This window comes from Paenibacillus sp. SER-28, from assembly GCF_052906305.1.
Genome location: NZ_JBRECM010000014.1, coordinates 37,590 through 51,717, shown reverse-complemented (window position 1 = coordinate 51,717; position 14,128 = coordinate 37,590). Strand labels below are relative to the sequence as shown.

General features: G+C 45.7%; 11 protein-coding genes and 1 tRNA gene. 10 read left to right on the top strand and 2 right to left on the bottom strand.

Translation table 11 applies throughout. The features are described from left to right. The first annotated feature begins 13 nt into the window (after window positions 1-13). Window positions 14-628: a hypothetical protein gene (locus tag ACUYLD_RS23210; protein WP_446676087.1), complete on the top strand. Its 615-nt coding sequence runs from the start codon at window positions 14-16 to the stop codon at window positions 626-628. An 88-nt stretch (window positions 629-716) separates the two neighbouring features. On the opposite strand, the gene ACUYLD_RS23205 is transcribed toward ACUYLD_RS23210, so the two are convergent. After that, on the bottom strand, window positions 717-1,481 hold the full coding sequence (locus tag ACUYLD_RS23205) for an exodeoxyribonuclease III (protein ID WP_165179222.1): 765 nt from the start codon (window positions 1,479-1,481) through the stop codon (window positions 717-719). 405 nt (window positions 1,482-1,886) lie between these two features. Then, window positions 1,887-1,960 (bottom strand) — tRNA-Arg (locus ACUYLD_RS23200). A gap of 257 nt (window positions 1,961-2,217) precedes the next feature. Here ACUYLD_RS23200 and ACUYLD_RS23195 point away from each other — a divergent pair. The 9 genes from ACUYLD_RS23195 (at window position 2,218) to ACUYLD_RS23155 (ending at window position 13,978) form a co-directional block, all read left to right on the top strand. Further along, the gene (locus tag ACUYLD_RS23195) at window positions 2,218-3,126 is read left to right on the top strand and encodes a hypothetical protein (protein ID WP_013311626.1); all 909 of its coding nucleotides are present in this window, start codon (window positions 2,218-2,220) and stop codon (window positions 3,124-3,126) included. A gap of 143 nt (window positions 3,127-3,269) precedes the next feature. Beyond that, entirely contained in the window at window positions 3,270-4,583 is a 1,314-nt protein-coding gene (gene tig, locus ACUYLD_RS23190; protein ID WP_028541569.1) for a trigger factor, read from the top strand. A 410-nt stretch (window positions 4,584-4,993) separates the two neighbouring features. Further along, window positions 4,994-5,584 carry an ATP-dependent Clp endopeptidase proteolytic subunit ClpP gene (clpP, locus tag ACUYLD_RS23185; protein WP_016324659.1) on the top strand — a complete coding sequence of 197 codons (591 nt, stop codon included), beginning with the start codon at window positions 4,994-4,996 and terminating at the stop codon, window positions 5,582-5,584. Between the two features lie 12 nt (window positions 5,585-5,596). Next, window positions 5,597-6,853 (top strand): ATP-dependent protease ATP-binding subunit ClpX, encoded by a 1,257-nt coding sequence (clpX, locus tag ACUYLD_RS23180; protein WP_013311623.1) that lies wholly within the window; start codon window positions 5,597-5,599, stop codon window positions 6,851-6,853. A 110-nt stretch (window positions 6,854-6,963) separates the two neighbouring features. Further along, on the top strand, window positions 6,964-8,082 hold the full coding sequence (gene ispG, locus ACUYLD_RS23175) for a flavodoxin-dependent (E)-4-hydroxy-3-methylbut-2-enyl-diphosphate synthase (protein WP_446676086.1): 1,119 nt from the start codon (window positions 6,964-6,966) through the stop codon (window positions 8,080-8,082). A 213-nt stretch (window positions 8,083-8,295) separates the two neighbouring features. Continuing rightward, entirely contained in the window at window positions 8,296-10,023 is a 1,728-nt protein-coding gene (gene lonB / locus ACUYLD_RS23170) for an ATP-dependent protease LonB (RefSeq protein ID WP_061828822.1), read from the top strand. Between the two features lie 110 nt (window positions 10,024-10,133). Next, window positions 10,134-12,470 (top strand): endopeptidase La, encoded by a 2,337-nt coding sequence (gene lon, locus ACUYLD_RS23165; protein WP_134903684.1) that lies wholly within the window; start codon window positions 10,134-10,136, stop codon window positions 12,468-12,470. Between the two features lie 18 nt (window positions 12,471-12,488). Then, complete coding sequence (gene yihA / locus ACUYLD_RS23160) at window positions 12,489-13,100, top strand: ribosome biogenesis GTP-binding protein YihA/YsxC (RefSeq protein WP_061828820.1); 612 nt, start codon at window positions 12,489-12,491, stop codon at window positions 13,098-13,100. A gap of 290 nt (window positions 13,101-13,390) precedes the next feature. Further along, window positions 13,391-13,978 carry a non-ribosomal peptide synthetase module gene (locus ACUYLD_RS23155; RefSeq protein ID WP_134904425.1) on the top strand — a complete coding sequence of 196 codons (588 nt, stop codon included), beginning with the start codon at window positions 13,391-13,393 and terminating at the stop codon, window positions 13,976-13,978. The last annotated feature ends 150 nt before the right edge of the window (window positions 13,979-14,128 follow it).

Here is a 14,128-nt window from a genome sequence, read left to right as displayed (position 1 = left end):
TGAAGATGTACTGGTGTTTTTGGGCCAAGCTGAACGTAAACTCCAACAGGGGATGGATAAGGCTCTGCTTATCGGTGAGGGGATATATCCAACTTTCTTTTATTATGAAGCCAGAGAATTCGAGGTACAGGAGGATGACTGCGGGGGCAAGCTCGTAAACATACATTCCTTCGAACGTAAGGATACCCCATATTTTCTAGAGGGACCAACCCGGGCTATGAAAGTGGTTGGCGACATTGTAAATGGGCAGGAGCTATATCGGCAAATCAGGCAGAGTGGGCTTTACGACAGGAAGCTGGGTATGTATAAGGTGAATGAAAGTCTGGCGGGGCAGCCGTTTGGCTATGATCATAGGGGACTATCCTTGAGGCTGGAGCCCAAGCTGCCAGGCTGGCTGTTCACAGCTACAGGTGAGCTATCTTTCTGTTTTCTCGGAAGCTGCCAGGTGACCTATTTTAATACGGATCGTAAGGATACTTATGCACCGGAATGCAGAGTGACCCAATATGTACTGCATTACGTCAGTGGCGAAAAGAAGACGATATGCCAGGCTGTATTAGATCAAAAAGAAGCGCAAGATTTGAGAGATCGGTTGATTTCCCGTATCGAGGTATATTTGGGGACATAGCTCCATTAATTAAAGCCGTCATGCTGCCATAGCAGAGCATAACGGCTTTTTAAGGTTTCATAAATCCTTGTGTCAGGACAGGGGGGGCCTATGCTGAAATATCTTGCAAATCCAATATCACAGGGCAGTGGTCACTGCCTGTAATATGACAATCAATGCTCGCATCCATCAAAAGCGGACGAAGTCTCTCCGAGACGAGGAAGTAATCAATCCGCCAGCCGATATTCCTTTCTCTCACCTTTGGCATGTAGGACCACCAGGAATAAACATCCGTCCGGTCAGGATAAAAGGATCTGAAGGTATCTATAAATCCGGCGTCTAGCAGCTGTGACATGCGTTCCCGTTCCTCAGGTGTGAATCCGGCATTTCCGTAGTTAGCCTTGGCATTTTTGAGGTCGATCTCCTGATGAGCTACGTTCAAGTCTCCACAAACGATGACAGGCTTCAAAGCATCCAGTTGTTGCAGGTAGCTGCGAAAACGGTCTTCCCATTCCAGTCTGTAGGGCAGTCGGGATAAGTCCCGTTTGGTATTCGGTGTGTACACATTGACGAGATAAAATTTTTCGAATTCCAGAGTTATGGTTCGGCCCTCTGGTTCTTCGTTTTCCTCAAGTCCATAATGCACAGAGAGCGGCTTGATTTTGGTGAAAATAGCCGTGCCGGAATATCCTTTTTTCTCAGCGTAATTCCAGTATTGTGTGTATTCCTCCATGTTCTCCATGAGGATTTGGCCTTCTTGAAGCTTCGTTTCCTGTACGCAAAAAATATCGGCATTTGTTTCTTTTAGATAAGTATAAAACCCTTTGGTCACACAGGCTCTTAAGCCGTTTACATTCCAAGATATTAATTTCATTTGTTAATCTCCTTGCTAATTCACGCGGTCAAGCGATGTGATTTGTGTGTCCTTTGTTGACATAAGCTTATAAATATCTTCTAACTGGACTTCAAAGGTTTTTCATCAAAATGGTCCTGAAATGGTGCAACATGATAGATGATAGCAATTTCTGCGTTTTTTTGAAAGAGTAGAGACTTGAAACCAGCGCCTAAAGTAGCGTTGGGCAGACTAATCTTTCTACATTATTTATAATGAAAAAAAGCTCCCTTGCGGAAGCTATTTTTGGTGTAATTTATCAAGAGAGATACTCTTCCTATGGTCGGCTGCGAAGTATAGGCTAACGATAGCGATGACCCGACGTTCCCCCGTGGTTTATCTCATGAGAACAAAAAAAGCCTCCATTATGGAAGCTTCTTGTTATGACGTCCCAGGAGGGATTCGAACCCCCGACCGACGGCTTAGAAGGCCGTTGCTCTATCCAGCTGAGCTACTGGGACATAAAATTCAAGCGAATATTAATATATCATATGTATAAAAGAAATTCAAGTCTTATTTTGCATATATCGCTTATTTAGGCTTTATACAGCATAAATTCTGAGTAGACGTAGTTTTTTTTGCCTTATAAAAGGGTATGTTAGAATACAGGTGAATATGTGTAAGACGAGTGGTTGGACTTCGGCTACTGTTTCTCATATAATCTACAAATACTTGAGCTTGCGAAGGAGAGGGGGTGCCTTGAATAAAGGACTCCAAGGTGACGACAAAAGAAAATAATATTGTATTGTTTCCGAAGACACTGGACTATTATCAAATTCAACTTACTGTGATGCTTGAAAACGAACGTTACGGAGAGGCGATGGCGATGCTGCGTTTTTTAATGCAGTGTCAGGGACAGGAGCAGAAGCAATACGATGAATGGAACGCTCTATTACAATGGCTGGAAGCTGCATTTCCACAGTACGCTGACAGCGGGGCGGTAACGGACGCTGTGGAAGAAGAGGTCAGTGAAGTAGAGTTAGCTCGCCGTCATGCACGCTTTAAGCAGGAGCAGGATGCAGGCTACGGCAACAAGCTGTTGCGGATGGCTATGGATGAACCCTTATCCGAACAGACGATTTTAGCGTTGGAGCAGTTGTCCTATCTGGAACTGCCAGAAATCGACGATGCCTTGCTTCGCTGGATTACGGAACGGGAAATCCATCCTTTACTTCAATTCCGTGTTCTACAGACAATGCGACGACGCGGAATGGAAGGGACGATAGAAATCAGACGGGGTGATGAACAAGCGGAAATCGACATTGAAACGGTTCCGTTACAGCCAGGTGATTTTCCAGAGTCGATTATGCGTATTTTGGAACGGGTGGCCGATCAGACTGAGGTGCACGAGCCTACACTATTCTATTTCGCACAGGAGCTGTGGTCACAGTTTGTGATGGCAGTATACGGTACGAAAGATTATAGATCAATGTTGGTGGAAGAGGACGGGATGCCGGATATTTGGGCTGCAGCACTCCATCAGACGGTTTCGGAAAGTTTGAACGGAAATAATAATGAGGAAGAAACCCGGGCTATATATGGCATTACAGATGCGCTGCGCTTCCGTTTTGAGCAGGCGTATCGGTCGATGCGACTATTCGTAGCGGCGGGAATGAACACTCCTTAATGACCGGAAACGTTTACCTGTGAAGCATTCAAAGGGCTGCTCTTGAAAAAGACAGTAATGTTAGATATACTATAGTGGTTATTTTGTGTGCGTTGATTGTAATGAAAACTAAGTGAAGATTTTGTTGGAGGGGAAAGCATAAAATGAAAGCAACTTGGGAGAAAATAGAGAAGAACCTTGGGGTTCTTGAAGTTGAGGTTGACGCGGATCGTGTAGCCGCTGCACTCGACAAAGCTTTTAATAAAGTGGCAAAACAAGTAAGTGTACCAGGATTCCGTAAAGGTAAAGTACCACGTCCTATCTTTGAAAAACGCTATGGTATTGAAAGTCTGTACCAGGATGCAATTGACATCCTGTTGCCAGAAGCTTACAGCCAAGCTGTAGAGCAAACAGACATCTTCCCGGTTGACAGCCCTGACGTTGAAATTGACCAATTTGCTAAAGGCGAATCTTTCAAATTCAAAGCAAAGGTTACTGTTAAACCTGAAGTGACTTTGGGCGATTACAAAGGCGTAGAAGTGCCTGTAAGCAAACTCGAAGTAAGCGACGAAGAACTGGCTCAAGAACTGGAGCGCCTGCAACAACGTCATGCTGAATTGGTTGTCGTTGATGAAGATGCTGCTCAATCCGGTGATACAGCTATTATTGACTTCGACGGTTCCGTGGATGGTGTACCATTCGAAGGCGGACAAGCTGAGAAGTATTCTTTGGAACTGGGCTCTAACACATTTATCCCTGGTTTTGAAGAGCAAGTGGTTGGTTTGCACACTGGTGATTCCAAGGACGTTGAAGTAACGTTCCCTGAGAACTACCATTCTGCTGACCTCGCTGGCAAACAAGCGGTATTCAAAGTGAAAGTTCACGAACTGAAACGCAAAGTTCTTCCTGAACTGGACGATGAATTTGCTAAAGATGTAAGCGAATTTGACACACTGGCTGAATTCAAGGAAGACTTGAAAAAGCAATTATTGGATCGTAAGGAAAACGAAGCTAAAGCAGCCCGCGAGGGTGCTGTAGTGGAGAAAGTTGCTGAGAATGCAACAATCGACATTCCTGAAGCAATGGTGAAGAGCGAAGTGCAAAACATGGTTCGCGATTTTGACAACCGTTTGCGTAGCCAAGGTATGAACCTTGAAATGTTCCTCGGATTCTCTGGTCAAAGCAAGGAAGACCTGGAAGAGCAAATGAAAGCTGATGCTGAGAAGCGCGTACGTAACAACCTCGTGCTGGAGCAAGTGGCTAAAGCAGAAAACATCGAAGTTTCCGAAGCGGAAATTGATGAAGAACTGAAAAACATGGCTGAAGCTTACAAACGTTCAGTTGAGGAAATCCGCAGCATTCTGGAAGGTAACGGCTCGTTCGCTAACCTGAAAGAAGAAATTTCACTGCGCAAAACGATTGCTTTGTTGGTGGAAAACAGCAAAGAAGTAGAAGCGCCAGTTGAAGCTGCTGAATAATTCAGACGATAAAATATACGGAGTATGCTGTAACAAGCTGCAACGTAGCAATTAGATAGGGATAAGGCACGTAGTGAAAGTTACGTGCCTTATTTTTACCTTTGGTAACCCAAATTTTAGTCGTTTATGGAAAGTGCTGTGAGTCGTGTTTTTTGTTTTACATAAGTCACTACCGTATATTTGCACATACATACGAAACATGGTTAAATATGAGAAGGTCTCGGCAGAGTGTACTGTAAACAGCCCGCACTGCATATATGAGCGCATGCAAATATGACACGAGACTCTGAACATGTTAAAATATTTTGTAAGGTGTTCACGTTTCATGCTTGCTGCTTCCGTTTTAATGGGACATAAGGAAGCGGATGAATACAGGTGTTCATTTTAATAAAGAAAAGAGGTTGGTCGTGATGAGTCTCGTCCCTATGGTTGTGGAACAAACGAATCGAGGAGAACGATCTTACGATATTTACTCGCGGTTGCTTAAGGATCGTATTATTTTCCTAAGTGGCCCGATTGATGACGATGTCGCCAATCTCGTCATTGCACAGTTATTGTTCCTTTCTGCGGAAGATCCAGAGAAGGATATTAATTTGTACATTAACTCGCCAGGCGGTTCTGTAACTGCGGGCATGGGTATATATGATACAATGCAATTCATTAAGCCGGACGTATCGACGATCTGTGTAGGCATGGCTGCAAGTATGGGTTCGTTGCTGCTCACAGCGGGTGCGCCAGGCAAGAGATACGCGCTTACCAACAGTGAAGTCATGATCCATCAGCCGCTCGGTGGCATTCAAGGGCAAGCCTCCGATATGCTGATTCATGCGGACTGGATTATCAAAACACGTGCTAAGCTGAATCAAATCTATGTAGAGCGTACGGGTCAGCCCCTCGAAAAAATCGAACGTGATACTGACCGGGATTTCTTCATGGAAGCGGAAGAGGCAAAAGCATACGGTATCATTGACCAGGTGCTGTCTAAACCGATTAATCTGTAAAGGGGTGGCTCTATGTTTAAATTTAATGATGAAAAAGGACAATTGAAATGTTCTTTCTGCGGTAAATCTCAGGATCAGGTTCGCAAGCTTGTTGCTGGACCGGGCGTATATATATGTGACGAATGCATTGAGTTGTGCACGGAGATTGTAGAAGAGGAATTGGGTCATGAAGAAGAAGTAGATCTGAAAGACATTCCGAAACCAATGCAAATCCGTGACATTCTGGACCAATATGTCATTGGTCAGGATCAAGCGAAAAAATCGTTGTCTGTAGCGGTATATAATCACTACAAACGTATTAATACTCAAAACAAAATTGATGATGTGGAACTGCAAAAAAGTAACATTTTGATGCTTGGACCTACAGGTTCGGGTAAAACGTTGCTTGCGCAAACCATGGCTAAAATTTTGAACGTTCCTTTTGCTATCGCAGATGCCACTTCCCTTACGGAAGCAGGTTATGTGGGTGAAGACGTTGAAAATATTTTGTTGAAACTGATTCAAGCTGCCGATTATGATGTGGAAAAAGCCGAACGCGGCATTATCTACATTGACGAAATTGATAAAGTAGCCCGCAAATCCGAAAACCCGTCCATTACGCGTGACGTATCGGGTGAAGGTGTACAGCAGGCGTTGCTTAAGATTTTGGAAGGCACAGTTGCTTCTGTACCTCCGCAAGGCGGTCGCAAGCATCCACATCAAGAGTTCATTCAAATTGACACCACGAATATCCTGTTCATTTGCGGTGGTGCCTTTGATGGTCTGGAGCAAATGATCAAACGCCGTATCGGTAAAAAGGTTATCGGCTTCAACGCTACTAGCGAACAAAAAGATCTGAAACCAGGCGAATATACTTCAATGGTATTGCCTGAGGATCTTTTGAAATTCGGCCTGATTCCGGAATTTGTAGGACGCTTGCCAGTAATTTCTACGCTGGAGCCGCTTGATGAGAACACATTGGTTCGTATTCTGTCCGAACCGAAAAATGCGTTAACCAAGCAATACCAGAAGCTGCTTGAGCTGGATAATGTGCAACTGGAGTTTAAGCAAGATGCTCTGGAAGCTATTGCTCGCGAAGCGATCAAGCGTAACACGGGTGCCCGTGGCCTTCGTGCGATCATCGAAGGTATTATGCTGGACGTAATGTATGAGGTTCCTTCCCGTGAGGATGTGACTACTTGCGTCATCAATGAGCAGGTTGTAAAAGACAAAATCGCACCGGAACTCGGTGGTACAGATAAGGATAAAAAACAAGAAGAGAGCGCCTAAGGATTGATACTTCGCGATCTCTAAAACATGAGAAGCCGGATCTCCACTTCACTAAACCTGTATGAGGTTTTAAGGGGTGGAGGTTTGGCGTTAATGGGAGAGAAAAGTACATGTTCTTAAGACAAGACACACGTCCCGTTAAAGTCGGGAATCTGACGATTGGCGGCAGCAATGAAGTTATCATCCAAAGCATGTGTACAACCAAAACGGCAGATGTGGAAGCTACAGTAGCTGAGATTCTTCGCTTGGAAGAAGCCGGATGTCAGATAGTGCGGGTTACCGTCAACAATGAGGAAGCTGCCGCAGCTATTAAAGAAATTAAGAAACGGATTCATATTCCGTTGGTTGCAGATATTCACTTTAATCACAAGCTGGCTCTACTGGCAATTGAAAATGGAATTGATAAGGTTCGCATTAATCCAGGTAACATTGGACGACGTGAAAAAGTGGAAGCTGTCGTGAAGGCATGTAAGGAAAAAGGGATTCCGATTCGGATAGGTGTGAACGCCGGATCATTGGAACAGCATTTACTGGATAAGTATGGCTACCCTACGCCAGAAGCGATGGTAGAAAGCGCACTGTATCATATCGGGATACTGGAAGAACTTGATTTCCATGACATTATTGTGTCACTGAAAGCGTCTGACGTTCCTATGGCGATTGCAGCTTATACGAAGGCCGCTGAAATTATTAAGTATCCGCTCCATCTCGGTATTACCGAAGCAGGTACGCTCTTTACTGGTACGGTTAAAAGCGCAGCAGGTATGGGTGCTTTGCTGGCCTTAGGCATCGGTTCTACAATGCGTATTTCGCTCAGTGCCGATCCGGTGGAAGAAGTGAAGGTAGCACGTGAGTTGCTCAAGACGTTTGGATTGATCACAAACGCAGCTACACTGATTTCTTGTCCGACTTGCGGACGTCTGGATATAGATCTGTTCTCTATTGCCAACGAGGTGGAGGACTACATTGCAAAACTCAAGGTACCGATTAAAGTATCAGTACTGGGGTGTGCAGTAAATGGCCCGGGTGAAGCGAAGGAAGCTGATATCGGAATTGCTGGGGCACGCGGTGAAGGCCTTTTGTTCCGTTATGGAAAAATGATTCGCAAAGTACCAGAGGCTGATATGGTGGACGAATTGAAAAAAGAAATTGATATCATCGTCAAGGCATATGAGGAAACAGGGAAAATCCCTGGACGTGAAGAACGTCATACCGCCGAGAAGGTGTAGGCAAAGCAGTTATATAAAGAGGCATAGTCATAATCTATTGTCATCATTTAAACGCCGTGGAGAGCAGCTCTGCTACAGAACTGTTCTTCACGGCGTTTTTGTATTTCTCTGATCTTTTGAAAGACCGCCGTTTAGCTATCGCGGAAAAGGAAATACTGTTTTTCATAGAGCGGCATTTTTCAAATTGCTAAGATGAGAAACGGAGGAAATACGATGGACTTGACTATGATTTTGTTATTGGTGCAAATGTTTTTCGGGATTGTTATTGGTCTGTATTTCTGGAACCTCCTGCGGAGCCAGAAAACGAACCGTAGTGCGGTGGATCGGGAATCCCGCAAGGAATTGGATAAGCTGCGCAAATTGCGTTCTATTTCACTTACCAAACCGTTGGCTGAACGCACACGTCCTGCCACATTACAGGATATCGTGGGTCAGAAGGACGGACTGCGCGCACTCAAGGCAGCGTTATGTAGTGCGAATCCGCAGCATGTCATTATTTATGGCCCGCCGGGTGTAGGGAAGACGGCTGCTGCACGCGTGGTGCTGGAAGAGGCTAAGAAGAATCTGTCCTCCCCATTCAAGGGAGATGCCAAATTCACGGAGATTGATGCTACGACGGCCCGCTTTGACGAGCGCGGTATTGCGGACCCGCTGATAGGTTCAGTGCATGATCCAATCTATCAAGGGGCAGGAGCGATGGGGGTAGCGGGAATCCCGCAGCCTAAGCCCGGAGCTGTTACGAAGGCACATGGGGGTATGCTGTTCATTGATGAGATTGGTGAGCTGCATCCAACGCAGATGAATAAACTGTTGAAAGTACTGGAGGATCGCAAGGTATTTTTGGAGAGTGCGTATTACAACTCGGAAGATTCGAACACTCCTGCTTATATTCACGATATTTTCCAAAACGGTTTGCCAGCCGATTTTCGTTTGGTAGGTGCGACGACCCGTTCGCCGCATGAACTGCCACCTGCGATTCGCTCCCGGTGCATGGAGATTTATTTCCGTGCCTTGCAGCCACAGGAGATTGCTCGTATTGCAGAGGATGCTGTCCACAAGCTAGGCTTTGGCCCTTGCCCTGAGGCGGTAGAAGTTGTACAGCGTTACGCAACAAACGGTCGGGAAGCGGTCAATATGATCCAGCTGGCTGCTGGTTTGGCACTTACCGAGAAAAGGGAGCGTCTCAATGCTTCCGACGTGGAATGGGTAGCGGGCAGCAGTCAAATTCAACCACGTCCTGACCGAAAAATACCGGGCTTGCCGCAAATCGGATTCGTTAACGGATTAGCTGTATATGGCCCGAACATGGGGATGCTGCTGGAAATTGAAGTTACAGCAGTTCCGGTTCCTGAGGGAAAGGGAATTTACAATATTACGGGGGTCGTGGATGAGGAAGAAATTGGAGGTGGGTCCCGCACGCTGCGCCGTAAGAGCATGGCTAAAGGTTCTGTGGAAAATGTTTTAACCGTTTTGCGTACGCTTGGCTTGTCTCCATCGAATTACGATTTGCATATCAATTTCCCTGGGGGTACGCCAGTAGATGGCCCGTCCGCAGGAATTGCGATGGCAACAGCCATTGCTTCCGCGATGCGGGGAATTCCGGTGGATCATGAAATTGCTATGACTGGCGAAGTTAGCATCCATGGTCGTGTCAAACCGATTGGTGGTGTATTAGCCAAGGTTGAAGCCGCTTTTCAGGCTGGAGCCAAAAAGGTGATCATTCCGCAGGACAACTGGCAAGCTCTTTTTGACGGTATTGAGGGTTTAAAAGTCATTCCTGTGCAGTCAGTTACCGAAGTGTTCCGACATGTATTTGGGGAAGAAATGACGTCAGATTTGCCTGTGCATGCGCCAATTGAGACTTTTCGCCCATCCCAATCTTCCTTGTTACAGGCTGATGGAACGCATAACGGGACGATATCAGATACAGGATCTTGCTGATGAACCACCCTTTCATTGGTTTTTTCATAAAACATTTGATAAAATATGAAAGATAACAACGTGAGGATTGAAAAATCCGGAACCTGAGAATCACTGGAGGTGCGAAAGCGATGGGACCCACCAAGACAAAAGGTCGTCGTTTTCCTTTGCTGCCCTTAAGAGGACTTCTGGTCTACCCGAGCATGGTTCTGCATCTCGATGTGGGCCGGGAAAAATCGGTCAAGGCTTTGGAAAAAGCGATGGTTGAAGACAATTTGATTCTCCTGTGTTCTCAATCAGAAGTAAATATTGAAGAACCTACACAAGAGGACATCTTTCGAGTCGGCACGGTAGCCAAGGTACGCCAGATGCTCAAGCTTCCTAATGGAACTATTCGAGTATTGGTGGAAGGGCTGGAACGCGCCGAGATTATTCAATATACGGACAATGAAGAATATTACGAGGTAATGGCGAAGGAGCTGCACGAGGCAGAAAACGTACAGCCTGAGACGGATGCGCTTATGCGCACTGTATTAACTCAGTTCGAGCATTATATCAACTTGTCCAAAAAGGTAACACCAGAGACTCTCGCTGCGGTATCCGATATTGAGGAGCCGGGACGACTTGCAGACGTGATCACAAGTCATCTTACGCTCAAAATTAAGGAAAAGCAGGATATACTGGAGACGATCGACGTTACTCAGCGTCTGGAGAAGCTTCTGGATATTTTGAACAATGAGCGTGAAGTACTGGAGCTGGAACGTAAAATCAACCAGCGTGTGAAGAAGCAAATGGAGAAGACGCAGAAGGAGTATTATCTGCGTGAACAAATGAAGGCGATTCAAAAGGAACTTGGCGAGAAGGAAGGCCGCGCAGGAGAAGTTGAAGAACTGCGCAACCAGCTAAGTGAACTGGAGCTACCTGTTCCGGTGAAGGAGAAGGTCGAAAAGGAAATCGATCGTCTGGAAAAAATGCCGGCAAGCTCTGCCGAGGGTGGCGTCATCCGTAATTATGTTGATTGGTTGTTAAGCTTGCCGTGGAACAAGTTTACCGATGATGACCTGGATATCGTCAAAGCGGAAGAGGTACTCAATAACGACCACTACGGACTCGATAAACCCAAGGAACGTGTATTGGAGTATTTGGCTGTGCGCAAGCTGGTGAAGACCATTAAGGGACCGATTCTATGTCTCGTAGGCCCGCCAGGGGTCGGCAAGACCTCGTTGGCTCGTTCGATTGCCAAATCCATGGGTCGGGAATTTGTCCGCATTTCTCTCGGAGGTGTGCGGGATGAAGCGGAAATCCGTGGTCACCGCCGGACTTATGTTGGCGCGATGCCGGGGCGGATCATTCAAGGGATGAAGACCGCAGGAACGTCTAATCCGGTATTTTTGCTGGATGAGATTGATAAAATGGCTTCTGATTTTCGGGGGGATCCATCGGCAGCATTGCTCGAAGTGCTTGATCCTGAACAAAACAATACGTTCAGTGACCATTTTGTCGAGCTGCCGTTTGATCTGTCCAATGTGATGTTTGTAACGACAGCCAATGCTGCACACAACATCCCGCGTCCGCTAATGGACCGTATGGAGACACTCTATATTCCAGGCTACACCGAACTGGAGAAGCTGGAAATCGCCAACCGGTACCTATTGCCCAAGCAGAAGAGAGAGCATGGCTTGAACGAGGAACAGTTGGTCATCGGGGAGGATACGCTCCTGCGTGTCATTCGTGAATATACCCGTGAATCCGGTGTGCGGAATCTAGAACAGCAAATGGCTTCTCTGTGCCGCAAGGCAGCGAAGTCCGTTGTATCTGGTGGCGAAGGGCCGATTCAAATCACACCGGATAATCTGAAGGATTATCTGGGTATCGCTAAATTCCGTTACGGTGTTGCAGAACTGGAGGATCAGATCGGTACGGTTACAGGCTTGGCATGGACAGAGGTCGGTGGTGAAACACTGATGATTGAAGTGACGGTCGTACCTGGTAGTGGTAAACTGATTCTTACGGGTAAACTGGGAGACGTTATGAAGGAATCTGCACAGGCGGCATTCAGCTACACTCGTTCGAAAGCAGTTGATCTGGGCATTGAACTGGACTTTTATGAGAAAAATGATATCCACATTCATATTCCTGAGGGTGCGATTCCGAAGGATGGCCCATCTGCGGGAATTACTATTGCTACCGCATTAATTTCAGCTTTGACCAACCGTCATGTATCCAAGGATGTAGCTATGACGGGCGAAATTACTTTGCGCGGCCGAGTATTGCCGATTGGTGGTTTGAAAGAGAAGTCGCTGGCTGCCCATCGGGCAGGCTACAAAAAAATTCTGCTTCCCAAAGATAATGAACGGGATTTGAAGGATATTCCCGACAGTATCCGGCAGGATGTTGAATTTGTCCCCGTTGCCCATATGGATCAGGTGCTAAAGCATGCTTTGGTTGAGCAGGCAAGGGTACATTAGAGAGGAATTAAGAACACAATGAAAGTAACAAAAGCAGAATTTATAATAAGTGCGGTTGGCCCCGATCAGTTTCCTGTGGACGCTTTGCCAGAGATTGCTCTGGCGGGGCGCTCCAATGTAGGAAAGTCTTCACTGATTAATCGGTTGATTAACCGTAAAAATTTGGCGCGTACCAGTTCTACGCCAGGTAAAACCCAGCAACTCAATTATTACCGGATTAATGATGACCTCTATTTTGTCGATTTTCCCGGTTATGGTTATGCCAAGGTATCCAAAACGTCCCGCAAGGCTTGGGGGCAGATGATTGAGTCTTATTTGCTGGAGCGTGAGCCACTTAAGCTGGTGCTTCAAATGGTGGATTTGCGTCATCCGCCGTCCAAGGACGATATCATGATGCACGATTGGCTGCGCCATCACGGGCTTCCAGTCTGCGTTGTAGGCACTAAGGCAGATAAAATCCCTAAAACGCGGCGAGAAAAGCATTATAAGGTAATCAAGCAGGAACTCGGAATACTTCCCGGGGGATTGTTTATCCCCTTTTCATCCGAAGAAGGTATGGGCAAGGAAGAGCTGTGGTCTGTCATCTCCAGCTATATAGAGAATGACGACGAAGAGCAGACGGAATTGTAAGGTTAGGGACGTCCTTGAGGGCGTCCTTTTTTCATGATTCGGGCTTCACAAAATATTAAACTCACTAAAATGGTGGGAATAATATATAATAACTAAAGGAACTCGTGGAATTTAAGTAGAAGAGTGAGGATATGGGGTATAATGCAGTCTCAACCCTATCATTTTCCGTTTATTTCCGATGTATGGCGGAAATTTATGATTTGATGTGCAAGAAAAGCGTTGTAGGTCTGATGTATAATAAAGCATAAAGCTTAAACTTATAGGTTCAGGAAAGAATTGAGGAGATTGGTATGGCTCAGCGGTTAGCCACAGAGTATGTTAAAACCACTTTGACCTTGTCGGAAACTCAAATGGACGAATTTTTGCGGGCAGTGGATGATCCCCAGGTGCATTACTATATTAAAGTTCTAGATAACGGAAGACAGGAAATCGTTCTGGAGCATAGTGCGGGTGAGGAAGTTCATTTGTTTTTTGAAGCCCAAGAGGGAGCGTTTGTGTGTGAATTGACTTGCCGCTTAATTCATCCGCAACTAACCCTGTTTATACGCAAACTTTTTGTTCGTTTTAAGGGCGAAGGCATCGTTTACCGAATGTATCAAGGATTCACTATGGTGTATTTTTATAATGAAGGTACGGTTCGTAAAATTATGGAGAAGAATGCCGTAGGCTCCAGGCTGGTATTTGAATATAAAAATACGGTTCAGGAACTGCAACAGCTTTTTCAGCATCAGAACGTCGAAAATGAAATATCAGACGTATATCATCTCATTAATTCGTTGCTTGACCAGCGGAATTTGGCGCGTACTTTCTCGGAGTTGGAACAGATTGACCACAAGCTTCGAATGAGTTGCTCGAAATTATTTGCACTGGAAGCTTAATAAGGCATGAATACAAGGAATGAATCGTTATGCAGTGTAGTCCCTTTCTTTACCGAAAGGGGCTTTTTTATTCCAAAAAAATGATTGCATTTGCTTCACATAGATGTTATTTTTAATCTCGTTGAAAATGAATATAGGAACCAGGATTCA

Bases quoted from the DNA above. Each gene is read 5' to 3' on its own strand.
- ispG (WP_446676086.1), top strand. From the start codon at position 6,964: ATGTTCTTAAGACAAGACACACGTCCCGTTAAAGTCGGGAATCTGACG.
- clpP (WP_016324659.1), top strand. From the start codon at position 4,994: ATGAGTCTCGTCCCTATGGTTGTGGAACAAACGAATCGAGGAGAACGA.
- clpX (WP_013311623.1), top strand. From the start codon at position 5,597: ATGTTTAAATTTAATGATGAAAAAGGACAATTGAAATGTTCTTTCTGC.
- tig (WP_028541569.1), top strand. From the start codon at position 3,270: ATGAAAGCAACTTGGGAGAAAATAGAGAAGAACCTTGGGGTTCTTGAA.
- yihA (WP_061828820.1), top strand. From the start codon at position 12,489: ATGAAAGTAACAAAAGCAGAATTTATAATAAGTGCGGTTGGCCCCGAT.
- lon (WP_134903684.1), top strand. From the start codon at position 10,134: ATGGGACCCACCAAGACAAAAGGTCGTCGTTTTCCTTTGCTGCCCTTA.
- ACUYLD_RS23205 (WP_165179222.1), bottom strand. From the start codon at position 1,481: ATGAAATTAATATCTTGGAATGTAAACGGCTTAAGAGCCTGTGTGACC.
- ACUYLD_RS23155 (WP_134904425.1), top strand. From the start codon at position 13,391: ATGGCTCAGCGGTTAGCCACAGAGTATGTTAAAACCACTTTGACCTTG.
- lonB (WP_061828822.1), top strand. From the start codon at position 8,296: ATGGACTTGACTATGATTTTGTTATTGGTGCAAATGTTTTTCGGGATT.